Annotated in this window: 24 protein-coding genes and 1 tRNA gene; 14 read left to right on the forward strand and 11 right to left on the reverse strand. The window is 66.3% G+C overall.

Annotated elements, in window-relative coordinates:
- Window positions 1-5: 5 nt before the first annotated feature.
- From SJY41_RS15780 to SJY41_RS15795, 4 genes are all read left to right on the forward strand, one after another.
- A complete protein-coding gene (locus SJY41_RS15780) occupies window positions 6-281 on the forward strand; it encodes a FeoA family protein (protein ID WP_055874807.1) in 276 nt (91 codons plus the stop codon).
- Between the two features lie 13 nt (window positions 282-294).
- Window positions 295-2,169 carry a ferrous iron transporter B gene (locus tag SJY41_RS15785; RefSeq protein ID WP_380783162.1) on the forward strand — a complete coding sequence of 625 codons (1,875 nt, stop codon included), beginning with the start codon at window positions 295-297 and terminating at the stop codon, window positions 2,167-2,169.
- Window positions 2,170-2,177: 8 nt separating this feature from the next.
- Window positions 2,178-2,768 carry a single-stranded DNA-binding protein gene (gene ssb / locus SJY41_RS15790; RefSeq protein ID WP_380783163.1) on the forward strand — a complete coding sequence of 197 codons (591 nt, stop codon included), beginning with the start codon at window positions 2,178-2,180 and terminating at the stop codon, window positions 2,766-2,768.
- 83 nt (window positions 2,769-2,851) lie between these two features.
- The gene (locus SJY41_RS15795; RefSeq protein WP_380784163.1) at window positions 2,852-4,309 is read left to right on the forward strand and encodes a sensor histidine kinase; all 1,458 of its coding nucleotides are present in this window, start codon (window positions 2,852-2,854) and stop codon (window positions 4,307-4,309) included.
- On the opposite strand, the gene SJY41_RS15800 is transcribed toward SJY41_RS15795, so the two are convergent.
- From SJY41_RS15800 to SJY41_RS15815, 4 genes are all read right to left on the reverse strand, one after another.
- Window positions 4,296-4,685: a response regulator gene (locus SJY41_RS15800; protein WP_380783164.1), complete on the reverse strand. Its 390-nt coding sequence runs from the start codon at window positions 4,683-4,685 to the stop codon at window positions 4,296-4,298. The genes SJY41_RS15795 and SJY41_RS15800 overlap by 14 nt on opposite strands.
- 88 nt (window positions 4,686-4,773) lie before the next feature.
- Complete coding sequence (metW, locus tag SJY41_RS15805; RefSeq protein WP_380783165.1) at window positions 4,774-5,361, reverse strand: methionine biosynthesis protein MetW; 588 nt, start codon at window positions 5,359-5,361, stop codon at window positions 4,774-4,776.
- Window positions 5,358-5,792, reverse strand: coding sequence for a GNAT family N-acetyltransferase (locus tag SJY41_RS15810; protein ID WP_380783166.1), 435 nt, complete (start codon window positions 5,790-5,792; stop codon window positions 5,358-5,360). Before SJY41_RS15810 ends, metW begins: the two co-directional genes overlap by 4 nt.
- Window positions 5,789-6,940, reverse strand: coding sequence for a homoserine O-acetyltransferase (locus tag SJY41_RS15815; RefSeq protein WP_380784164.1), 1,152 nt, complete (start codon window positions 6,938-6,940; stop codon window positions 5,789-5,791). Before SJY41_RS15815 ends, SJY41_RS15810 begins: the two co-directional genes overlap by 4 nt.
- 71 nt (window positions 6,941-7,011) lie before the next feature.
- Here SJY41_RS15815 and hisC point away from each other — a divergent pair, with 71 nt between their 5' ends.
- Together hisC and SJY41_RS15825 are read left to right on the forward strand one after the other, a co-directional pair.
- A complete protein-coding gene (gene hisC, locus SJY41_RS15820) occupies window positions 7,012-8,109 on the forward strand; it encodes a histidinol-phosphate transaminase (protein ID WP_380784165.1) in 1,098 nt (365 codons plus the stop codon).
- Complete coding sequence (locus SJY41_RS15825; protein WP_380783167.1) at window positions 8,109-9,017, forward strand: prephenate/arogenate dehydrogenase family protein; 909 nt, start codon at window positions 8,109-8,111, stop codon at window positions 9,015-9,017. Before hisC ends, SJY41_RS15825 begins: the two co-directional genes overlap by 1 nt.
- A gap of 133 nt (window positions 9,018-9,150) precedes the next feature.
- Here SJY41_RS15825 and SJY41_RS15830 read toward each other — a convergent pair whose 3' ends face one another.
- Genes SJY41_RS15830 through ftsE form a run of 4 tightly spaced genes read right to left on the reverse strand, consistent with a single transcriptional unit; the run spans window position 9,151 to window position 11,997 of the window.
- Window positions 9,151-9,831 carry a lysophospholipid acyltransferase family protein gene (locus SJY41_RS15830; protein ID WP_380783168.1) on the reverse strand — a complete coding sequence of 227 codons (681 nt, stop codon included), beginning with the start codon at window positions 9,829-9,831 and terminating at the stop codon, window positions 9,151-9,153.
- Complete coding sequence (locus tag SJY41_RS15835) at window positions 9,828-10,364, reverse strand: YdcF family protein (protein ID WP_380783169.1); 537 nt, start codon at window positions 10,362-10,364, stop codon at window positions 9,828-9,830. The genes SJY41_RS15830 and SJY41_RS15835 overlap by 4 nt, the downstream gene beginning before the upstream one ends.
- Window positions 10,361-11,254 (reverse strand): cell division protein FtsX, encoded by an 894-nt coding sequence (locus SJY41_RS15840; protein WP_380783170.1) that lies wholly within the window; start codon window positions 11,252-11,254, stop codon window positions 10,361-10,363. Before SJY41_RS15840 ends, SJY41_RS15835 begins: the two co-directional genes overlap by 4 nt.
- An 11-nt stretch (window positions 11,255-11,265) precedes the next feature.
- Entirely contained in the window at window positions 11,266-11,997 is a 732-nt protein-coding gene (gene ftsE, locus SJY41_RS15845) for a cell division ATP-binding protein FtsE (protein WP_380783171.1), read from the reverse strand.
- 153 nt (window positions 11,998-12,150) lie between these two features.
- Here ftsE and SJY41_RS15850 point away from each other — a divergent pair, with 153 nt between their 5' ends.
- From SJY41_RS15850 to SJY41_RS15860, 3 genes are all read left to right on the forward strand, one after another.
- Window positions 12,151-12,963 (forward strand): MJ0042-type zinc finger domain-containing protein, encoded by an 813-nt coding sequence (locus SJY41_RS15850; protein WP_380783172.1) that lies wholly within the window; start codon window positions 12,151-12,153, stop codon window positions 12,961-12,963.
- Window positions 12,964-13,092: 129 nt separating this feature from the next.
- A tRNA-Leu gene (locus SJY41_RS15855) sits at window positions 13,093-13,179 on the forward strand.
- Window positions 13,180-13,256: 77 nt separating this feature from the next.
- Window positions 13,257-13,409, forward strand: a complete 153-nt coding sequence (locus SJY41_RS15860) for a hypothetical protein (RefSeq protein ID WP_380783173.1) — start codon at window positions 13,257-13,259, stop codon at window positions 13,407-13,409.
- Between the two features lie 63 nt (window positions 13,410-13,472).
- Here SJY41_RS15860 and SJY41_RS15865 read toward each other — a convergent pair whose 3' ends face one another.
- Window positions 13,473-13,940, reverse strand: a complete 468-nt coding sequence (locus SJY41_RS15865; RefSeq protein ID WP_380783174.1) for a hypothetical protein — start codon at window positions 13,938-13,940, stop codon at window positions 13,473-13,475.
- A 419-nt stretch (window positions 13,941-14,359) separates the two neighbouring features.
- A complete protein-coding gene (locus tag SJY41_RS15870; RefSeq protein WP_380783175.1) occupies window positions 14,360-14,821 on the reverse strand; it encodes a hypothetical protein in 462 nt (153 codons plus the stop codon).
- A gap of 459 nt (window positions 14,822-15,280) precedes the next feature.
- Here SJY41_RS15870 and SJY41_RS15875 point away from each other — a divergent pair, with 459 nt between their 5' ends.
- The 5 genes from SJY41_RS15875 to SJY41_RS15895 are packed head-to-tail and all read left to right on the forward strand — an operon-like array spanning window position 15,281 to window position 20,756.
- Entirely contained in the window at window positions 15,281-16,348 is a 1,068-nt protein-coding gene (locus SJY41_RS15875; protein WP_380784166.1) for a type III polyketide synthase, read from the forward strand.
- Entirely contained in the window at window positions 16,345-17,025 is a 681-nt protein-coding gene (locus SJY41_RS15880) for a methyltransferase domain-containing protein (RefSeq protein WP_380783176.1), read from the forward strand. The genes SJY41_RS15875 and SJY41_RS15880 overlap by 4 nt, the downstream gene beginning before the upstream one ends.
- Window positions 17,004-18,092, forward strand: a complete 1,089-nt coding sequence (locus SJY41_RS15885) for an NAD(P)/FAD-dependent oxidoreductase (protein WP_380783177.1) — start codon at window positions 17,004-17,006, stop codon at window positions 18,090-18,092. The genes SJY41_RS15880 and SJY41_RS15885 overlap by 22 nt, the downstream gene beginning before the upstream one ends.
- 30 nt (window positions 18,093-18,122) lie before the next feature.
- Window positions 18,123-18,533, forward strand: a complete 411-nt coding sequence (gene msrB, locus SJY41_RS15890) for a peptide-methionine (R)-S-oxide reductase MsrB (protein ID WP_380783178.1) — start codon at window positions 18,123-18,125, stop codon at window positions 18,531-18,533.
- A 45-nt stretch (window positions 18,534-18,578) separates the two neighbouring features.
- Window positions 18,579-20,756: a PBP1A family penicillin-binding protein gene (locus SJY41_RS15895; RefSeq protein ID WP_380783179.1), complete on the forward strand. Its 2,178-nt coding sequence runs from the start codon at window positions 18,579-18,581 to the stop codon at window positions 20,754-20,756.
- Here SJY41_RS15895 and SJY41_RS15900 read toward each other — a convergent pair.
- On the reverse strand, window positions 20,732-21,406 hold the full coding sequence (locus tag SJY41_RS15900) for a M48 family metallopeptidase (RefSeq protein WP_380783180.1): 675 nt from the start codon (window positions 21,404-21,406) through the stop codon (window positions 20,732-20,734). The genes SJY41_RS15895 and SJY41_RS15900 overlap by 25 nt on opposite strands.
- Window positions 21,407-21,413 lie beyond the last annotated feature (7 nt).

Genomic DNA, 21,413 nt, shown 5'->3' on the forward strand with positions numbered 1-21,413 from the left:
GCATCATGGACACTCGCCCCGATCGTTCCGTCAGCCTCGAAACCCTGCCGCGCAAGCAGCACGCTATTGTTGCGGCAATTGAGTGGGCGCGGCTCGCCGGGCCGGAAGCACGCCGGTTGCGCGAACTGGGCTTCGACGAGGGTGTCGATGTCGAGGTTCTGCACCGCGCGACGCTGGGCCAAGGCCCGATCGCCTGCCGGATCGGCCGCATGACCGTCGCGCTGCGCCGCGCGGTCGCCGGTGCGATCCAGGTCTCGCCCATGCCAGCCGCAGCAGAATAACCAGCCCTACATTATGAACGCAGCACCGCTGGTTGCGCTGGTCGGCAATCCCAATGCCGGCAAGAGCGCGCTGTTCAACGCGCTCACCGGTGCGCGCCAGAAGGTCGGCAATTATCCCGGCGTCACGGTCGAGCGCAAAGTAGGGCGGCTGATGCTCGACGACGGGCGGCCGGTCGAACTGGTCGACCTGCCCGGCGCGTACAGCCTCGAGCCCTCCTCCCCCGACGAGCGGGTCACGCGCGATGTCGTCACCGGCACGCAGGACGGCGAACGCCTCCCCGATGCGCTGGTTGTCGTCGTCGATGCTGCCAATCTCGACAACCACCTGCGCTTCACGCTCCAGTTGATCGCGCTCGGGCTGCCGGTGGTCGTGGCGCTCAACATGGTCGATCTCGCCGAGCGCGACGGCTTGAAGCTCGACCCCAAGGTGCTCGAACGCGAACTCGGCGTGCCGGTGATCCCGACCGTCGCGGTGCGCAAGCGTGGCCTCGACGAACTCAAGGCGGCGCTGTCCGGCATCGTCGTCAACGGCCCGATGCGGCTCCGCAAATCCGATGGCAGCGTGCAGGACGACATCGTCACGCTCCAGCGCCGCGCCCGTCAGATCGCAACCTCCGCGACCGTGTCCGAGACGACCGTCCGACGCTGGACGCACTTGCTCGACGCGGTCGCCTTGCATCCGGTCGCCGGACCGATCCTTCTGCTCGCGATCATGTTCCTGATGTTCCAGGCGGTGTTCAGCTGGGCACAGCCGTTCATGGATGCGATCGATGGGGGCTTCACCCTACTCCAGGCGTTCCTGACGTCCGAACTGCCCGATTCGCTGCTCCGCTCACTGCTGGTCGATGGCGTGATCGCGGGCGTCGGCGCGGTGATCGTGTTCCTGCCGCAGATCCTGATCCTGTTCCTCTTCATCCTCGTGCTCGAGGCGAGCGGCTACATGGTCCGCGCGGCGTTCCTGATGGACCGGGTAATGGCGAGCGTCGGGCTCTCCGGCCGCGCGTTCATCCCGCTGCTGTCGAGCTTTGCCTGCGCGATCCCCGGCATCATGGCGACGCGGACGATCGACGACGAGAAGGACCGGCTGACCACGATCCTGATCGCGCCGCTGATGACGTGTTCCGCGCGCCTGCCGGTCTACACGCTGATCATCGGCGCCTTCATTCCCAACACGCAGGTGCTGCCGTTCGTCGGGTTGCAGGGGCTGGTGATGCTCGGGCTGTACGTGATGGGCATCGTCGGCGCGTTCGTGGCGGCACTGGTGCTGCGCCGGACGGTGACCAAGGGCGTGTCGTCGGGCTTCATGATGGAGATGCCGAAATACCAGTGGCCGCAGTGGCGCGACGTCGGCATCGGCCTGTGGAGCCGCGCGCAGATCTTTTTGAAGCGCGCCGGCGGCATCATCCTGACCTCGACGATCATCCTGTGGGTGCTGCTGAGCTTCCCCAAGCCGCCCGAGCAACCCGCCGGCGCGCCGAAGATCTCGGCGGTCGATTATTCGGTCGCGGGCCGGATCGCCAACGGCATCGCGCCGATCTTCGCGCCGATCGGCTTCAACCGCGACATCGTCCTCGCGCTGATCCCGGCGATGGCCGCGCGCGAAGTCGCCGTGGCTGCGATCGGGACGGTCTACGCAATCGACGATCCCGAGAGCAACCAGGGCGGCAAGGCGATGGTCGAGAACCTGCGCGGTCGCTGGAGCCTGCCGACCGCGCTCGCCTTCCTAATGTGGTTCGTGTTCGCGCCGCAGTGCATTTCGACCATCGCCGTCACCCGTCGCGAGACCAATGGGTGGAAATGGCCGGCCTTCATGGTTGGCTATTTGTTCGCCGCCGCCTACATCATGGCTGGCATTACATACTGGCTGGCGATGTTCGCCGGCCTCTGAGGGGCATCATGGCAGGCAGCGTCAACAAGGTCATCATCGTCGGCAATCTGGGTCGCGACCCGGAGAGCAAGGCGTTCCAGAACGGCGGCAAGGTCGTCAATCTGCGCATCGCGACATCCGAGTCCTGGAAGGACAAGATGTCGGGCGAGCGCAAGGAAAAGACCGAATGGCATTCGGTCGCGATCTTCAACGAAGGTCTCGCCAACGTTGCCGAGAAGTTTCTCCGCAAGGGTTCGAAGGTCTATATCGAAGGCGCGCTCCAGACCCGCAAATGGCAGGACGCGCAGGGTCAGGACAAATATTCGACCGAGATCGTGCTGCAGGGCTTCAACAGCGTCCTGACGATGCTCGACGGCCCGAATGGCGGCCAGGGTGGCGGCGCAGGCGGCGGCGGTAGCCGCGGCGGTGGCGACGACTGGGCCGGCGGCGGTGGCGGCAACGACTTCGGTGGTGGCTCGGGCGGCGGCGGCGGCGGTTACGGCGGCGGTCGTGGTGGCAGCGCGCCATCGGGTGGCGGCAATGGCGGCGGCGCGCGCGGCGGCAGCTTCGGCCAGACTGGCGGCTTCTCGGACGATCTCGACGACGACGTACCGTTCTGACCTTCGTGGGTACCGTCATCTCTCTACCGGCGACCACATCGTTCGACGAGGCCGCGCGTGCGCGCGTGATCTCGTCGTACGACATGGCGGGTGCGCGCGCCAAAGGGCAGCTGGACGACCTCGTGTCGTTCGCCGCGGAATTGTGCGGGGCACCGGTCGCGTTGCTGAGCCTGGTCGAGGAAGAGTATCAGCGCTTCCTTGCGCGGGCCGGCACCGACCTGGAGCAGACGCCGCGCAGCATGTCGTTCTGCGCGCACGCGATGCACTATCACGACGTGATGGAAGTACCCGACGCTCGGGAGGATCCACGGTTCGTCGACAATGCTCTGGTGACGGGCGAGCCCTATGTTCGGTTCTATGCCGGCGCGCCGCTCGTCTCGACCGAAGGCGTGCCACTCGGCGCGCTGTGTGTGCTGGCACCGGACCCGCGAGAGGGGCTGACGCGGTTCCAGCGCGACGGCCTGACGATCCTCGCCAAGGCGGCGATGGGGCGACTCGACGATCGCCGCACCGCGCGCGAGCAGGCGTCGGCCGAGGCGGAGGCCCGGCGTACGCTGGAAGCGAGCGACCTCAAGTTCCGCACGCTGGCCGACACCATGCCGCAGATGGTGTGGGCGACGCAGCCCGACGGCTTCCACGATTACTATAACGCCCGCTGGTACGAGTTCACCGGTGCGCCTGCCGGCACGACCGATGGCGAGGGCTGGAACGGCATGTTCCACCCCGAGGACCAGGACCGTGCCTGGACGATCTGGCGCCATTCGCTCGCCACCGGCGAGCCGTACAATATCGAGTACCGCCTCCGGCATTTCGACGGCACGTACCGCTGGGTGCTGGGCCGCGCGCTGCCGGTCCGCGATGAAAGCGGCAGCATCACGCGATGGTTCGGGACGTGCACCGACATCCACGAACAAAAGCTGGCGTATGAAGAACGCGAGGTCATCAGTCAGGAACTGAGCCACCGCATCAAGAACATCTTCGCGGTGATCGCCGGCCTGATCGCGTTCGCGGCGCGCGGGAAACCCGAATTCGCGGGGGTAGCGACCGATCTTCGCCACCGCATCACCGCGCTTGGTCGCGCGCATGACTTCGTCCGTCCGCACAGCGCCAATTCCCGACCGGCAGCGGCGCAGAACAGCCTGCATGGCCTGCTCCACGAACTGTTCGAACCGTATCAGCGCGTCGATGGTCTGCGGCTGATCGTCACCGGTGACGATGTGACGATCGACGATCGCTCGGCCACGCCGCTCGCCTTGCTGTTCCATGAGCTTGCGACCAACGCGACCAAATATGGCGGGCTTTCCACCGAACTGGGCATCGTGCGCGTCGCCATCGCCGTGCAGGACGGTTCAGTGATGCTGCGCTGGAGCGAAGAAAATGGCCCGATCATCACCGAGCCCACGACTATTTCTGGCTTCGGTACGCAGCTGATCGAGATGAGTGCCGTTCGTCAGCTCGGCGGTACGGTGACGCGGGCGTGGAACAGCGACGGGCTGATCGTCGACATGACGATCCCGACAGCCGCGTTCAGCCGAGGATAGGCGCCAGGACGACGTCCGTGTGCGGCGCCGCTTCGCCTTCGGAGGCGAGCGCGGCGGCAGCCAGGATTGCGGAATCACTGAACGGCTTGCGGATATAGCCGACGCAATCGGTATCGCCGATCTGCGCCGGGTTTGCGGTCACGAACACGACCTTCACGCCGTAGTCCGCCGCCATCCGCCGCGCGATCTCGGGGCCGGTCGGTCCATCGCGCAGGTTGATGTCGACAAAGGCGAAGCTGCATCCTGGCGCGGCCGCGATCGCACTCTCGCGATCGGCTGCAATACCCGCGACGCCATAACCCGCATCGGTGAGAATTCTCTCCAGGTCGAGCGCGACGAAAATCTCGTCCTCGACGATCAGTGCGGTCTTGGTCATCGCCGTGTTAACTGGTCGCCGCGCGATCGGTTCCGATAATAGGTTGATCCAGATCGGTTGGATTCGCGCTGTGGTACAATTGCCGCCATTACCGCCGCAGCAGGAACACCGCATGCTCGGCCAGCAGGTTGGCCGCGCCCGCGCCGGTACGCTTGTCACCCGACAGGAACCACGCATCCTCGACGATGACCCCCCGCGCCTTCACGAACGCGCGGAAATCGTCGATCGTGACATGGTGGATGTTGGGCGTATCGTACCAGCTCTCGGGCAATTGCCGCGTCACCGGCATCCGCCCGCCCCACAGCAGCGACAGCCGCACGCGCCAGTGCGCGAAATTGGGGAAGCTGACGAATGCCCGCCGGCCGATCCTGAGCAGGTGGTCGAGCACCAGATCGGGTGCGCGCGCGGTCTGCAACGTCTGGCTCAGGATCGCGTAATCGAAGCTGCCGTCGGGATAGCCGGCAAGATCCACGTCCGCATCGCCCTGGATCACCGAAAGCCCGCGCGCGACCGCGGAGGCGACGTTGCGCGCATCGATCTCCAGCCCGCGCGCATCGACGTCGCGGGCATCGCGCAGCGCCGCCATCAGCGCACCGTCGCCACAACCGATATCGAGCACGCGGCTGCCTTGGGCGACGTTCTCGGCGATGACCGCGAGGTCGGTGCGCAAGGTCATGGCGCGCTCCGCAACTGCTCGGCCAAACCGGGAGCAAGCCGCTCCATGTAGCGATCGGCCCGGACCAGCGGATGAAAGCCGAGATCCGCATACACGCCGTGCGCGTCGGCGGTGACGAGCCCGAACCGTCGCAGCCCTGCGAACGACGGATGATCGAGGAACCAGCGCACCATCCGCCGCCCGAGCCCCTGCCCCCGCGCGGACTCTTCCACCCAGACGTCGGCGAGCCACGCAAACGTCGCATGATCGGTGATCATCCGCGCGAAACCGACCTGCTGCTCGTCCCGATATGCGCCAAGGCAATGCGATCCGGCGATCGCGCGCTCCACCAGGCCACGCTCGATCCCCGGCGACCAATAGCTGCTCGCCAGCCAGCCATGGATGCGATCGACCTGCAGCTTGCTGGCGTCGTCCGATAGAATGATCGTCATCGCCCTGCCCTCAGGAAGCCGTCGACGACCCGGTTCAGGTCCGGCGCCTCCAGCAGGAACGCATCATGGCCGTACGGACTCGACAGTTCGACGAAGCTGACCGGCGCGCCCGCCGCGTTCAGCGCCTGGACGATCGCGCGAGACTCGGCGGTGGGATACAGCCAGTCGGTGTCGAAGCTGACGAGGCAGAACCGCGATTTGGTCGCGCGGAAGGCGTTGGCGAGCAGCCCGCCATGCTCCTCCGCGAGATCGAAATAATCCATCGCCCGCGTGATGTAGAGATACGAGTTCGCGTCGAACCGGTCGGTGAACGCAAGGCCCTGGTGCCGCAGATAGCTCTCGACCTGGAAATCCGCGTCGAATCCGAACGATTTCGCATCGCGCGCCTGCAACCGGCGCCCGAACTTCTCGGTTAGCCCCGCCTCCGACAGATAGGTGATGTGCGCCGCCATCCGCGCGACGGCCAGCCCCGCGGTCGGTGCCGCGTCGTCGTGATAGTCGCCCCCGCGCCAGTTCGGATCGGCCATCACCGCCTGCCGCCCGACTTCGTGGAAGGCGATGTTCTGCGCCGTATGCCGCGCGGTCGAAGCGATCACGACGCAGGCCTTGACGCGATCGGGGAAGGTCGCGGGCCAGCTCAGCGCCTGCATCCCCCCCATCGACCCGCCGACCACCGCTTGCAGCACGTCCACGCCGAGATGATCGAGCAGCATGCCCTGTGCGCGGACCATGTCGCGGATCGTGATGACCGGAAAGCTCATCGCCCAGGGCCGCCCGTTCGCCGGGTTGATCGTCGCCGGCCCCGACGTCCCCATGCAGCTGCCGAGCACGTTCGCGCACACGATGAAGTGCCGCGCAGGGTCGATCGGCCTGCCCTCGCCGACCATCCGCGTCCACCAGCCGGGCTTGCCGGTGCGCGGGTGGTTCGACGCGACATGCTGGTCGCCGGTCAGCGCGTGGCAGATCAGCACCGCGTTCGAGGCGTCGGCGTTGAGATTGCCGTAGGTTTCGTACGCGATATCGACCGGCGACAGCAGCACGCCGCCGTCGAGCCTCAGCGGCCCCGGCAGGGTGACGCGCCGCGCAAGACCGAAGCGCCGGTCGGTCGTGCGGTCCGTCTCGCGGTCGGTGGCAGGCGTGTCGAACATCAGCCCCGCTACCACAACCATTTGCCACCGCGCCACACCGACCGCTATGCCCCGCGGCCATGACACGCATCATGCCCGCACCCGCGCCGAAACCCTGGATCATGGGGATCGCGCCCTACACGCCCGGTCGCTCGACGACCGACGATGGCCGCAAGGTGATCAAGCTCTCGTCGAACGAGAACCCGCTCGGCACCAGCGCCGCCGCCAAGGCCGCGTTCGACGCCGCCGACCGCACGCTGGAACGCTATCCCGATGCGAGCGCCGCCGAGCTGCGCGAGGCACTGGCCGCGCATTACGACCTCGATCCGGCGCGCGTGATCTACGGCACCGGCTCCGACGAGATCCTGCATCTGGTCGCTGGCGCCTATGCTGGCCCTGGCGACGAGATCATCCACGTCCGCTATGGTTTCGCGGTATACGAGATCGCGACGCGCCGCGTCGGTGCCGAGCCCGTCATCGTCGACGACCGCGATTACGCGACCGACGTCGACGCGATCCTCGCCGCCGTCACCGAGCGCACCCGCGTCGTGTTCGTCGCCAATCCGAACAACCCGACCGGCACCTTCACCCCTCGCGCGGAAGTCGCGCGGCTGCATGCGAGCTTGCCGAAGTCCGTGCTGCTCGTGCTCGACCAGGCCTATGCCGAATATCTGTCGCCGGAAGAGGACGATGCCGGCCTCGCGCTGGCGATGACCGAGGCGAACGTGCTCGTCACGCGCACCTTCTCGAAGATCCACGGGCTGGCGGCCGAGCGGATCGGCTGGGGCTATGCCTGCGCGCCGATCATCGACGCGATGCACCGCATCCGCGCACCGTTCAACGTCACCACCGCGGGCCAGGCCGCAGCGGTCGCAGCACTCGCCGACACCGGCTTCGTCGATGCCACGCGCACACACAACGACATCTGGCGCGGCTGGTTCGTCGAGCAGGTCGCGCAGATGGGCAATGCGGGCCTGCGCGCAGTGCCGTCCAAGGCGAACTTCGTGCTGATCCTGTTCGAGGGCAAGCTGACGGCCGACGCCGCGTATCACGGGCTGATGGAGGCGGGCTACATCGTCCGCTGGCTGCCGGGCCAGGGTTTGCCCAACGCGCTGCGCATCACGATCGGCACCGAGGACGAGACGCGCGGCGTCACTGCGGCGCTGCGTGCATTGGTCGAGCGGGCCTGATGCTGCCGTTCGCGCGCGTCACGATCATCGGGCTGGGGCTGATCGGCTCGTCGGTGGCGCGCGCGGTCCAGGAGTCGATGCCGACGGTGCGCGTCACCGGCTATGATGCCGATGCGAGCGTGCGCGAGACTGCGGACCGGCTGAACTTCTGCGACGACGTCGCCGATTCGGCCGGCGCAGCGGTGATCGATGCCGATCTGGTGATCCTGTGCGTGCCGGTCGGCATCATGGGCGACGTCGCCGCCGAGTTCGCGGCCGAACTGCCGGCCGATGCGGTCGTCAGCGACGTCGGCAGCTGCAAGGCCGAGATCGTCCGGGCGCTGACGCAGGCGTTGCCCAACGCGACGGTGATCCCCGCGCATCCGGTTGCCGGCACCGAGCGCTCAGGTCCCGAGGCGGGCTTCGCGACGCTGTTCCGCCACCGCTGGTGCATCGTCACGCCGCCCGAAGGCGCCGACCCGGTCGCGGTCGAGCGCGTCTCGGAATTCTGGCGACGCCTCGGCGCACAGGTCGAGACGATGGCGCCCGAGCATCACGACCGCGTCCTCGCCGTCACCAGCCACCTGCCGCATCTGATCGCCTACACGATCGTCGGCACCGCCGGCGATCTGGAGGAAGTGACCCAGTCCGAAGTCATCAAATACTCGGCCGGCGGTTTCCGCGACTTCACGCGTATCGCCGCGTCCGATCCGACGATGTGGCGCGACATCTTCCTCAACAACCGCGAAGCGGTGCTGGAAATGCTCCAGCGTTTCTCGGAGGATCTGAGCCACCTGCAGCGCGCGATCCGCTGGGGCGATGGCGATGCCCTATTCGACCTGTTCACGCGGACTCGCGCGATTCGTCGGAGCATCGTCGAGCAAGGTCAGGACGACGATGTGCAGGACTTCGGCCGCACGCACGGGTGAGGTGGGTGCCACCATCATCCACCCCGGCGTAGGCCGGGGCCCAATTGGGTAGGCCGGAGTAACGAAGCGCGACGCACGTCAGCGGAGTCCCTCAATTGGGCCCCGGCCTTCGCCGGGGTGGTAGGCTGCTTGGCTAATCCAGCGCGTTCATCGCCGCGTGAACCCGCTGCTCCGCTTCCTCGCGCGGCAGGCCCGGCGGGACCACCTCGCCGAACCGGAAGGTGATCACCCCCGGCAGTTTCGGACCCTTGCGCGGCCAGACCAGCCCGCTGTCGCAGGCAATCGGCACCGTCGGCATCTTCAGCGCACGATAAAGCCCTGCGAACCCGGGCTTCAGCGGCGGATGCTCGCCCGGCGAGACGCGCGTGCCTTCCGGAAAGATCAGGATCGAACGCCCGGTCGCCTTGGCCGCGGTCGCCTCGCGCATCATGCTGCGCATCGCCTTGGCCGACGCCTCGCGGTCGACGACGATCGCCCCGTACCGTCGCGCCGCCCAACCCCAGGCCGGGATATCGGCAAGCTCGCGCTTCAGCACGATCGCCGGGCCGTCGAGCAACGCCTGCAACTCGAGCGTCTCGAACATCGCCTGGTGCTTGCAGGCGTAGAAGGCCGGCTCGGTCGGCCGCGTCCCCTCGATCCGGATATGCACGCCCAGGATCACTCGCGCGCACCAGCGGTGAAAGCGCGTCCAGATCGTCGAATGCACGATCACCGCGCGCGAACCGAACAGCGCCGAGATCGGCACGGTCACCACGATCGGCACCGAGATCGTATAGAAAACGAGCATGAACGCCCAGTTGCGCAGCCAGATCATCCGCCAAATCCAATCCACAGTGCGATCCGGCGAAGGATCAACTTGTTATATTCGTTGACCAGGGTCCCGAGCCGCGGCGTTCCCGGAACACCGTCGCCAAGAATGATCACGTCCTTGCCGAGCGCGGCGGCCAATTCCATCCGGGCACGCGCGAGGTGCCAGTCCGAGGTCACCAGCCGCACCGACCGGTATTGATGGACGCGCACCCACTGCGCCGTCTCCTCGGCGTTCGAGCGCGTATCGACCGCCTCCGCGCCGAGATCGATGCAGCACGCGAACAGCGAAGGCGACGTCCGGTACTCGAGCGCGAGGTCGATCGGCCGCACGCCCGGCGCGACGCCCGTCACCAGCATCCGCTTCGCCTGGTGATCGCGCAGCAACAGGATGCCGCGGTCGATCCGCCCTGCGCCACCGGTCGGCACCACGATCGCGTCCGATGTGAAGCCGTTCAACGGCTTGGGCAGCAGCAGCATGAACACCGCGAACCCGAACGCCCAGGCAAGACCCAGGATGCCGAGGAACCGCACGATCACAGGATATGCCTCAGCGCGCGGACGATCGTCACGCGGGCGGCCAGCGTCGCGAGGACGACGAACCCGACCGGCAACAGCGCGAGCAGCACCCAGTCGACCCCGCCCAGAGTCACGCCACCGAGCAGTTCGGAGCCGAGACCGTGCAACTGGATGCCGACGAATGCGATCACCAGTAGCGCCATCAACCCGCCGCCGATGCCGCCGATCGCCGCATCGAGCGCGATGCGGCGCTGGAACAGCCGCGCGACCTGCAGGTCGGTCGAACCGAGAATGTGCATCACCGCGATCGTCTCGCGGTGCGTTTCGAGCCCGGCGCGCGCGGCGAGCACGACCACGGCCGCAGTCGCACTGGCCATCAGCAGCACCAGCGCAAGCGCCAGCAGCGTCAGCGAGCGCATCACGTCGTTGATCGGCGACATCCAGCTTTCGTGGCGATCGACCCGGACGGCGGGGCTCACCCGGCGGACCACGGCGGAAACGCGTGCGGCGTCGATCTCGTCATGATCGGCAAGGTCGACGTCGATCATCGCCGGCACGGGCAGTTGCGGATCGGCACCGTCCGACCCAAGCCAGGGTTGCAGCAATTTCGTAAGGTCCGCGCGGTCGACCGGCGACGCCTTTGACACCCCCGGCATGCCGCGCAACGCCGCGAGTACGCGCGTTGCAACCGCATCTCTGCGCACCGGGTCGCCATCGACGATCTGCACGGTCAACCGTCCGGCAAGCTGGCGATCGAGCAACCGCGCCGCCCCCGCCGTCGCCAACCCCAGCGCGGCAGCGAGCATCGTCAGGAACAGCATGATCGCCATCACCCACGTCATCGCGCGCACGCCGCCCGCTTCGTCGAGCACGCGACGATCCGCCGAGGACCGGATCCTCAACGTTCGCATCAATCGCGCCGTCATGAATCGGGCCGTGTCGGCGGGTAGCGCAACGAGCCCGTCGGATCGAGCAGCCGACCGCGATCGAGGCGCATCATCTGCGCACCTGGGATACGCCCCAGCAGGTGGAAGTCATGCGTCGCGACCACCACTGTCGTGCCGAGCTTGTTCAGCGATTCGAACAGGTGCAGCAGCCGTTCGGCCATGTCCGGATCGACGTTCCCGGTCGGCTCGTCCGCCACGAGGATCTCCGGCCGCGCGATCACCGCGCGGGCGATCGCGACGCGCTGTTGCTCGCCGCCCGACAGTGTCGCGGGCCGGGCGTCTGCCCGGTCGCTGAGCCCGACCCAGGCGAGCATCTCGCGCACCGGCTGTTCGATCGCCGCCTCGGGCATTCCCGCCACGCGCAACGGCAACGCGATGTTATCCCAGGTCGACAGATGCGGCACGAGCCGGAAGTCCTGGAACACCACGCCGATCCGCCGCCGGAACCCCGGCAACCGGTCACGCGACAAGACTACGGCATCCTCGCCAAACAGCCGGATCACGCCGCGCGTCGGGCGCTGCGCCAGATACAGCAGCCTCAGCAGCGACGTCTTGCCCGCGCCGCTCGCACCGGTGAGGAAATAGAACGCGCCGCTGCGTAGCGTGAAGCTGACGTCCGACAGCGTCTCCGGCCCGGAACCCTCGCCAGACTGGAGGCCGGTGCCGTAGCGAAGCCCGACATTTTCGAATTGGACGATATTCGCCATGACGTGGTTGCGCCCGCTCTCGCCCGCTTGATGCCCTTGCCGTCGCTTTCGCATGAAAGCGCGCGCCGCTTCAAGCTTGCCACATATACGGGCCGCGTGCTTATTCGTCGGCAAGACCGGTCGCGCTCCAGCGATCGCTGGTGAAGCGTATCCATGATCCTCCAATGTCCCGAGTGCAGCACGCGCTATCTGGTTCCCGACAGCGCGATCGGCGCCGAGGGACGCACCGTACGCTGCGCCAACTGCCGACATAGCTGGTTCCAGGCCGCCGCACCGGTGGTCGAGGACGCGTCGGACCTTTTACCATCGACGCCGCTTCCGCCAGCACCGCCACCCCTGACTCCGCTTGCTCGCCCGCCTTTGACAGAGCCGGACACCCGCTTTGCACCATTCGCCGGAGCAGAGGGCGTTGCAGCGCCGGATCTTCCCGCGCCGGCGTTCGACGCCCCGATGTTCGCGGCGCCCGCGTTCGTGGCGCCTGCGTTCGTGGCACCCGTGTCGAAGCCTGTGGTGGACCCGTTGCCGTCTCGCCCGCGGCGAAACATGCCACGCCGCTGGACGATCGTCGCCGTGCTCGCCGGGTTGCTGATGCTGATCGCGGCTGGTGCGATCGTCTATCTCGGCGCCCCCGGCGTGGCGGCGAAACTCGGGCTTGGGCTCGGCACCGACGAAACACCGCTGCGGTTGCGCGACAATCCGATCGAGCGGCGCGAACTGGAAAACGGCTCCGAGCTGTTCGCGGTCAGTGGTCAGGTCACCAACCCCTCCGACCAGCGTCAGCGCGTGCCGGACATTCGTGCCGAGCTGCGCGATGGAAAGGGGCGGCTGGTCTATAGCTGGACGATCACCCCGCAGCAGCGGACGCTGGCACCGGGCGGCGCGATCGACTTCAATTCGGCAACGCTGAACGTTCCGGCGAACTCGAAGCGGCTCGAACTGAGTTTCGCGGGCGAGACGACCCGCTGATCGCCGGCCCTCCGTCTGGTTTGCGGTACCGGAGCGAAACTTTATCGCAAAGGGCGTTGCACGACGCGGAAAGCCTTGCTAGTGGCGCTCGCCTACCAGCTACCGGGTTCGCCCGGGGATGTTTCATGGGCGGCCATGGCGGAACTGGTAGACGCGCAACGTTGAGGTCGTTGTGGGCGAAAGCCCGTGGAAGTTCGAGTCTTCTTGGCCGCACCATTTTCCCGATAGAGTAAATCACCCTTTCGAGGGCCCCCCTTTGCGGGTCGGGCGTTTGGTCGTCAGGAGGAATTTACATGAGTTCGATAGATGAGACGATCATCGAAACCCCCGATGGCCCGATGACGTTCGCGCAGTGGAAGAAAAAGAACCCGGTCCAGCTGCCATCGCGCCGGACCAAGGGGAAGAAGCTCCCGAACAAGGTCAAACTGACGACCGACGAGAAGTAACTGGCGATCGCGTTACGGCAGCGTTCGGCGCGATGTCAGGGACTTACAGACAGCGCGGTGCCTTCAGCGCTTGCCCGCCGACGCAGCTGAACTTGCCTGCGCACGGAACATGCGCGCCTGAAATTTTACGCGTTGCCAGAACGTTGCGTCATCCAGGCGCCATTGGCGGATCGCCTGGGTCGCCAGTTTTTCGATCAACGCCTCGCTCGCCGCCACGTCCTGCTTCGCAAATTCGCGTGCCAGATCCTCGACCGACGGCCCGTGATCGGTAAAATCCCGTGGCAGTATCATGGGTTGTGGCTGGTTCGGCACGGACATTGGTTTTTCCCCCCTGATGTTCATCGTCGTCCCCCACACGCCGGACGCGTCGCGCTGCACGGGGCAAAGCCAACCTGGCTTGATCGAACCGTCATGGGGTCCCCGGCGCGCGCGGTGATTTGGGTTGGGCGCATGGGGCCGACCCACCCGCGCCCGACCAACGACGACGAGCCCGCGCGCATCAGCAATATTGATGACTGGCGTACCCGCCATGGTGCCTGCCGTCCAAGACGTGGCTGGCTTACCCGCAGGGCCGGCTGTGATGCCGATGCGATTACGTAGGGAGGAGACAGACGCAACGCGGCCATGTCGCGCTTGATCAGCACACCTTTAGCCGATGGTCTGATACGCGATAAACCAATGCCGTCCCACTCCGTTGAAGGGGAGCAATGGTCGATCAGCGCTTAATCAAAAGCTACAAAGTCAAATTGGATATGAACGTTGAAGTTCATGGAACCATTGAAACTAAATCCGTTTCGGATACCTCCAGCTTCGACCATTTAACGCGTACACGTCGGCAGAAATTCGATCATACGCCAACGAATACCGCAAAGTTCAACACCATGCGATCACCAGCTCCGAGACAAGCTGTTAACGCAGCCTGCAATTCGTCGCAGCGACCGTTCAGTCAATTACCGGCGAATAAGCGCGCGCAGATAGGCCTTCATTTGCCGATCACCGTCGTGGCTGAGCGAGATTTCGACGCGACGACGATCAGTGGGGTCGATGACACGGTCGATCAGCTTCAGTTTGTAGAGATGCTCGATCCAGCGCTGCGAAGTCGTTACCGGCGCGTCGGACATGCTGACCAGCGCCTTGATGTTCATCGGCATGCGGTCGTCGCGTGATGCGAAGAGAGCAAGAAGCATGTCCCAGGCGGGCTCGTGAAACAGTTCGCCGGGCAGGAACTGACGCCGCATCCGCCGCTCGGCGAGTACGGCGTTGGCATGCTCTACCAATGCCGCGTCGCTTGGCTCGTCGCCAACCGGGGTTTCTTGAGCCGCATGTGCTACCCGACCGTTGAACTCTTCGGCCACCGCCGAAAGTTTTGCGGTCAAGTCTTTGATTAGTTCGACGACGGACTCATTTTTCACCAAAGGCTCCCCATTGCCTTGTTGATACCACGACATCGGACCGGATCTCGTGCCCGCGGCGTCTGCCGCTATCGCACGTCACCGACCGAAGTGAACGTATGCCCGGCCTTGTCAGCCTGACGATCATCATTGTCGACTTCCGTCCCTGAAATTCAACCCATTCCTTCGCAAGGATACAGGTGTGGTGACAATCAATGCATAACGATCGCGATATTTCCGCAATAACATCCAATTTCGCCCGATCAGTTTGTTGCCATTATGGTTTTGATAACTCCGTTTTAGTTCTATTGCCCGATTTGGGTGTTTGGACTGCGGGTATCCGCCGGACGGCCCGAGCGAGCGGACCAGGCGGAGCGAAGCGTCGTCGTGCTGGAACGCAAGCCCGTGACTCAATATCGGTGGCCGCTACAGTCCGTTTGATCGTACCGTGCGTTGGGCGATGATCGCAGGCGAAAGGGTATTGTGTCCGCTTATCTGAATGCCGTTGGATCCGCCGTTCCCGGTCATGACATCCACACGGCTTTTATCGGTTGGGCGCGGACGCGAGTCGATGCGCGCTCCGAGCGCGTGTTCGATCGCATGGCCAGCAGGTCCGGTATCATGCATCGCTGGTCCGTCCTGCCACCGACGGCGAACGGAGGATCTCCCGTCGACGATACAGGGTTCTATGCGGTCGAGCCGCATCCCGGCACGGCTGCGCGGATGACGCTGTATGCCGAGCACGCGCCCGACCTGGCGATCCGCGCGATCGAAGCGTTGCGGACGAAAATAGCGGTCGACGGTATCACGCACCTCGTCGTTGCGAGTTGCACCGGGTTCGTCGCGCCCGGAATCGATCAGATCATCGCCCGGCGGCTCGGCCTGTCCGCCAGCGTCGAACGGCTGCTGATCGGGTTCATGGGATGTTACGCCGCCGTCGTCGCGTTGCGCAGCGCGAGACATATCGTCCGCTCCGACCCCGACGCGCGCGTGCTCGTGGTGACGGTCGAACTGTCCACGCTGCACCTGCAACCGGCGAACGAGATCGAATCGCTGTTGGCGATGCTGCAGTTCGGCGATGGCGCCGCAGCCGCTCTCGTCACGAGCGATACGTCCGGGTTCGCGCTCGACGCGCCGTTCGCCGCATCGTTACCCGAAAGCGAGGCACTGATCCGGTGGGACGTCACCGATGCAGGGTTCGCCATGCACCTGTCGGGCGAGGTGCCGGGGCGCATCGCAACCGCGCTGTCCGATGCAGCGTTTCGCGACGTCGTCAGCGGCGGGCAACCACCCGATACGGTCGATGCGTGGGCAGTCCATGCCGGCGGTCGATCGATCCTGGATGCGGTCGAGCATGCGCTGCGCCTGTCCCCCGATGCCTTGTCGGCGTCGCGACAGGTATTGGCGGAAAACGGCAACATGTCGTCGGCGACACTGATGTTCGTCCTCGAACGACTGCTGTCCGGCCCGCCGGTCGAGCACGGCGTCGCGCTCGCGTTCGGGCCTGGCCTGGCGGCGGAGGGCTTCGGATTCCGGAGCGCGCCATGAGCCTCGCGGCCCGCTCACAAGCCGAAGAGCTGATGGATGCGGACGATCTCGACGCGGCGACTTATGCGGATGTGGTCGGCGACCTTGCCAAGGTGAACACCGTCACGATGGCGCGCCGCCCGACGCTCGATTTCCTCGAACGCGCCACCAAGGGACGAACGAGCTTTCGCCTGCTCGACGTCGGGTTCGGCGACGGCGACATGCTCCGTCGCATCGAACGCTGGGCGAAGGCAAAGGGCATCGCCGCAGATCTGGTCGGCGTCGATCTCAACCCCCGCAGCGAACAGGCGGCGCGAGCGCATGGCGGCGACGTCCGCTACGTCACCGGCGACTATGCCGATCTCGCCGACGAGCCCTGGGACGTGATCGTCAGCAGCCTGGTCGCGCATCACATGAGCCACGAGCAGCTCGTCGCCTTCCTGCGCTTCATGGAGGCACACGCCAGCGCGGGATGGTTCGTCAACGACCTCCACCGCCACGGCTTCGCGCATTGGGGCTTCCCGATTCTCGCCACCGTCGCCCGTTGGCACCGGATCGTGCGGCACGACGGCACGCTGTCAATCGCACGCAGTTACCGCCCCGACGAATGGCCTGCGATCCTTGCCGAGGCCGGTATCACCCAGGCAAAAGTCCGCCGCGTCTTCCCGTTCCGGCTATGCGTCGAACGCCTGCGCTGATCGTCGGCGGCGGGCTTGCCGGCGCCGCGACCGCGATCGGTCTGGCGCGCGCGGGTCTGCCGCATCTGCTCGTCGAACGATCGCGCGAGACCGGCGACGCGATCTGCGGCGGGTTCCTCAGCTGGCGTACCCTGGAAACGCTGGCCGGGCTCGGCATCGATCCCGACACGCTCAACCCCGACCGCGTGACGCGCGCACGTATCTTCGCTGGCAACCGGCGTGCGGATGCAGCTTTGCCTCATCCGGCCGTGTCGGTAACGCGCCACCGTCTCGACACCGTCCTGCTCGACCATGCCGAACGACTCGGCACACCGGTCGAGCGGGGCGTCACCGTCCGCGAGATCGACGGCAGGACGGTTCGCACCGCCGACGGCGCGACGTTCGCGCCCGATGCGCTGTTCCTGGCCAGCGGCAAGCACGACGTTCGAGGCATGGCGCGCCCCGAAGACGCACGCGGGCCTGACCCAACGCTGGGGATACGAGTCCGTATCGCCCCCTCCCCCCCGTTGGCCCGATCTCTCTCGGGCGGCATCGAACTGCACCTGTTCGACCGCGGCTATGCAGGGTTGGCGATGCAGGAAGACGGCACCGCCAACCTGTGCCTCGCGGTCCACCGCTCGCGCCTCCAGGCTGCCGGATCGCCCGCGCAATTACTCGCCCTATTAGGCCGCGAGATGCCCGCGCTCGGCGAATGGATCGCGCTGATCGACGGCAACGCACCGATCGATGCGATCGCCAACGTCCCCTATGGCTGGCGGCAACGCACCGGCGTCGAGGGGGTGTTTAGGCTCGGCGACCAGGCCGGCGTCATTCCCTCGCTTGCCGGCGAAGGCATGGGCATTGCGCTCGCCAGCGGGGTCGCGGCCGCCAACGCCTATGCGCAAGGCGGTCCGGCCGCCGCCTCCGCATGGCAGGAGACCTTCGCCCGCCGCCTCGCCCGCCCGATCGGCATCGCTAGCCTCGTCCGCCGCGCCGCCGAAAGCGAACACGCCGCATGGTTGCTCCCTTTCATGCGCCCCGCCCTGATCCAGATCATCGCCAACACAACCAGAATGAGCCAATCTTGAAATCCGTCCCGTCAGCACGAGATGAAACCCATGGATCAGCTCAATCTTTCCGAAGCCGAATGGCGCAAGCGGCTCACCCCCGAGCAATATCACGTGCTGCGCGAAGCCGGCACCGAACGTGCCTTTGCCGGCGTCCTGAACGACAACAAGGCAAATGGCGTCTACCGGTGCGCGGCCTGCGCCAACGAACTGTTCGACAGCGCCGATAAATATGAGTCCGGCTCGGGCTGGCCGAGCTTCACCCAGCCGATCCGGCCCGACGCCGTGACCGACCATACCGATCGCAGTCACGGCATGACCCGAACGGAAACGCGTTGCGCGCGCTGCGACAGCCACCTTGGCCATGTGTTCCCGGATGGCCCGCCACCGACCCGCCAGCGGTATTGCATGAATTCGCTCTCGCTCGAATTCCGGGCGCGCAAAGCGAACGCCGCGGCTTGATGCCGCTTGTAGCGTAGGGGCATAGCGCGTTATTCCGCGCGTCACATGGCTCGTACGCGTTCTGCTTCACCGTCCCGTCGGCCCCCGCAGCGTCCAGCGTCCCGCTGGCGCCGCCGGGTCGTCATTTTCATTCAGGTCATGGTCGGATTGGGCGTCCTCGCGCTCGGTGCGCTGGCGATCGCGGTCTACATCGCGATGTCGCAGCTTCCCAGTTTCGACAGCCTGAAGTCCTCGCCCAACGGTCAGATGATCCGCGTCCATGCCGCCGATGGCACCGTGATCGTCTCGATGGGCCCGAGCTTCGGCGAATGGCTGCCCTACAGTCAGATCCCGGCAGTAATGCGCGACGCGACCGTCTCGGTCGAGGATCGCCGCTTCCGCTCGCATATCGGCATCGATCCGATCGGCGTCGCGCGCTCGGTGAAGGTGCGCTACGACCGCGGTCACTGGACGCAGGGCGGCTCGACGATCACGCAGCAGCTTGCGCGCACCGTCTTCCTCAACAACCAGAAGAAGTTCGGTCGCAAGTTTCGCGAGGCTATCCTTGCGTTCGCGCTCGAATGGAAATTTTCGAAGGATCAGATCCTCGAACTCTATCTGAACAAGGTTTACTATGGCGGCGGCGCCTATGGCATCGACGCCGCGAGCCGTAAATTCTTCGGCCACGGTGCGGATCATCTGAGCCTCGCCGAAGCCGCGGTCATTGCCGGCCTCGTCAAGGCGCCCTCCAATTACTCGCCGACCGCCGACGCCGAGGCCGCGATGGGCCGCGCCGGCGTGGTGCTGGAAACGATGCAGGAAACCGGCGCGATCACCGCGTCGCAGGCCGCCGACGCCGACGTATCGGGCCTGAAGCTCGCGCCCGAGCCCAGGCAGAACAGCGTCCGCTACTTCACCGACTGGGCGATCCCGCAGCTCGATACGCTGATCGACGAGACCACCGAGCCGCTCGAAGTCTGGACGACGTTGGACCTCAACATGCAGCGCCAGGCAGACGATGCGATCCGCGCCAATGCTCCCCCCGGAGCGCAGGGCGCGTTGGTCGCACTCGATCGCGGCGGCGAAGTGCGCGCGATGGTCGGTGGCAAGGATTACGTCTCGTCGATCTACAACCGCGCGACCCAGGCGGTCCGCCAGCCGGGCTCCTCGTTCAAGCTGTTCGTGTATCTCGCCGCGCTGGAGGCGGGGCACAAGCCGGAGGATTCGATCGTCGACGAACCCGTCACGATCCAGGGTTGGAGCCCGCGCAACGATTCGCGGCATAACTCGGGCGCGGTCTCGTTGCGCACCGCGTTCGCCTATTCGTTGAACACGATCGCCGCGAAGCTTGGCCAGGAGGTCGGCTTCAACACGGTCGCCGACATGGCCCGCCGGTTCGGCATCACGACCACGGTCAACACGCATCCGTCGATGGTGCTCGGCACGTCCGAGGTCCGCGTGATCGATATGACCCGTGCGTTCGCCTCCGTCGCGGCCAAGGGCGTCGCCGTCACGCCGTACGGAATCACGCGGGTCACCGCGAACGGCCAAACGATCTACACGCACGAGGTCGACCGCAGCCACGTGCTCGTCGCCCCTTATGTCGCCGCCGAGATGACCGACCTGTTGCAGACCGCGGTCAACACCGGCACCGGTCGCGCGGCGCAGATCGGTCGCCCGGTCGCCGGCAAGACGGGCACGACCAGCTCGTCGAAGGATGGCTGGTTCCTCGGCTTCTCGAGCGGGATCACGACCGGCGTGTGGATGGGTCGCGACGATGCGAAACCGATCGCCGGCCTCCACGGCGGCACCGCGCCGGCCAAGGCCTGGGCGGCGTTCATGAAGCCCGCGACCGCCAACCGCCCGATCGAGCAGTTCGATACGAAGGTCACGTTGCCCGAATGGCAGCTCGAACCCGACGAGGAGAGCTATTTCGGCCAGCCCGACAATGGCCAGATGGCGGTCGACGCGGACGGCAATCCGATCGAGCAGGGTCAGCCGCCGGTCCCGACCGACGCGCAGACCGGCGACACGATCCCACGGCCCGATGCGGATCAGCCCGAAGCACCTCCTGCGCCGCCGCAACAGCTGAACCAGGACTGGATCGACCGGGTTACCGGCCGCGAGCGGCGCGAGCCGTCACCGGCGGGGCGCCAGCCGATCCAGCGCGACGTGCCGCGCGATCATGTGCAGACTCAACGCTTCCAGAGCGATCGTAGTCAGGAAGATCGCCCGAACCAGTGAAGCCCCGCGCCGTGCGTCCGTAACCATAAGCGGGCCGGCGTCGGATCTTCGCCATAGAGTTGCTCGACCAGCGCATGGAAGACCGGCGCGTGGTTCATGTGGACGCGGTGCGCGACTTCATGCGCGACGGTGGCGCGGCGGACCCAGCTCGGCGCGAGGATCAGTCGCCAGCTGTAGCGGATGACGCCACTCGATGCGCAGCTGCCCCAGCGACCTTTCGCATCGCCGACCGCGACCTGCGCGACGCTGACCTTCGCCTTGGCTGCATACTCGGCGGTCTCGGTCTCCAGAACGGTGAGGGCCGTACGTTTCAACCACGCCTCGACGCGACGGGGAATGGTTTCAATGGGGCCCGATAGCGACAGCACCGACCCCTCTCGGATCACGGTGCGGCGGCTGCCCGGCGCCCACTCGATCGTCAGCGGCTCGTCGGCGACAGTCAGGATCGCGCCCGGCGCGAAGGGCCGCGGCTGGGGCAGCAACGCGCGCTGTTCGGCGATCCAGTCTGCCTTGTCCTCCGCCCAGGCCAGCGCCTGCTTCAGCGCAGCGCGTTTGGGCAGGACGAGGCGCGCCCGGCCACTGGCAGGATCGATCGACAGGCGCGCGCGACGGGCACGGGGATGACGGACGATCTCGAGGCCCTCGATCATCGGCCGA

This window comes from Sphingomonas sp. R86520 (assembly GCF_042466285.1).
GTDB lineage: Bacteria > Pseudomonadota > Alphaproteobacteria > Sphingomonadales > Sphingomonadaceae > Sphingomonas.

Excerpts from the sequence above, each read along its gene's own strand:
- SJY41_RS15780 (WP_055874807.1), top strand. The coding sequence starts at position 6 with ATGGACACTCGCCCCGATCGTTCCGTCAGCCTCGAAACCCTGCCGCGC.
- SJY41_RS15785 (WP_380783162.1), top strand. The coding sequence starts at position 295 with ATGAACGCAGCACCGCTGGTTGCGCTGGTCGGCAATCCCAATGCCGGC.
- ssb (WP_380783163.1), top strand. The coding sequence starts at position 2,178 with ATGGCAGGCAGCGTCAACAAGGTCATCATCGTCGGCAATCTGGGTCGC.
- SJY41_RS15795 (WP_380784163.1), top strand. The coding sequence starts at position 2,852 with ATGGCGGGTGCGCGCGCCAAAGGGCAGCTGGACGACCTCGTGTCGTTC.
- SJY41_RS15800 (WP_380783164.1), bottom strand. The coding sequence starts at position 4,685 with ATGACCAAGACCGCACTGATCGTCGAGGACGAGATTTTCGTCGCGCTC.
- metW (WP_380783165.1), bottom strand. The coding sequence starts at position 5,361 with ATGACCTTGCGCACCGACCTCGCGGTCATCGCCGAGAACGTCGCCCAA.
- SJY41_RS15810 (WP_380783166.1), bottom strand. The coding sequence starts at position 5,792 with ATGACGATCATTCTATCGGACGACGCCAGCAAGCTGCAGGTCGATCGC.
- SJY41_RS15815 (WP_380784164.1), bottom strand. The coding sequence starts at position 6,940 with ATGTTCGACACGCCTGCCACCGACCGCGAGACGGACCGCACGACCGAC.
- hisC (WP_380784165.1), top strand. The coding sequence starts at position 7,012 with ATGCCCGCACCCGCGCCGAAACCCTGGATCATGGGGATCGCGCCCTAC.
- SJY41_RS15825 (WP_380783167.1), top strand. The coding sequence starts at position 8,109 with ATGCTGCCGTTCGCGCGCGTCACGATCATCGGGCTGGGGCTGATCGGC.
- SJY41_RS15830 (WP_380783168.1), bottom strand. The coding sequence starts at position 9,831 with ATGATCTGGCTGCGCAACTGGGCGTTCATGCTCGTTTTCTATACGATC.
- SJY41_RS15840 (WP_380783170.1), bottom strand. The coding sequence starts at position 11,254 with ATGCGAACGTTGAGGATCCGGTCCTCGGCGGATCGTCGCGTGCTCGAC.
- ftsE (WP_380783171.1), bottom strand. The coding sequence starts at position 11,997 with ATGGCGAATATCGTCCAATTCGAAAATGTCGGGCTTCGCTACGGCACC.
- SJY41_RS15850 (WP_380783172.1), top strand. The coding sequence starts at position 12,151 with ATGATCCTCCAATGTCCCGAGTGCAGCACGCGCTATCTGGTTCCCGAC.
- SJY41_RS15860 (WP_380783173.1), top strand. The coding sequence starts at position 13,257 with ATGAGTTCGATAGATGAGACGATCATCGAAACCCCCGATGGCCCGATG.
- SJY41_RS15865 (WP_380783174.1), bottom strand. The coding sequence starts at position 13,940 with ATGGCGGGTACGCCAGTCATCAATATTGCTGATGCGCGCGGGCTCGTC.
- SJY41_RS15880 (WP_380783176.1), top strand. The coding sequence starts at position 16,345 with ATGAGCCTCGCGGCCCGCTCACAAGCCGAAGAGCTGATGGATGCGGAC.
- SJY41_RS15885 (WP_380783177.1), top strand. The coding sequence starts at position 17,004 with ATGCGTCGAACGCCTGCGCTGATCGTCGGCGGCGGGCTTGCCGGCGCC.
- msrB (WP_380783178.1), top strand. The coding sequence starts at position 18,123 with ATGGATCAGCTCAATCTTTCCGAAGCCGAATGGCGCAAGCGGCTCACC.
- SJY41_RS15895 (WP_380783179.1), top strand. The coding sequence starts at position 18,579 with ATGGCTCGTACGCGTTCTGCTTCACCGTCCCGTCGGCCCCCGCAGCGT.
- SJY41_RS15900 (WP_380783180.1), bottom strand. The coding sequence starts at position 21,406 with ATGATCGAGGGCCTCGAGATCGTCCGTCATCCCCGTGCCCGTCGCGCG.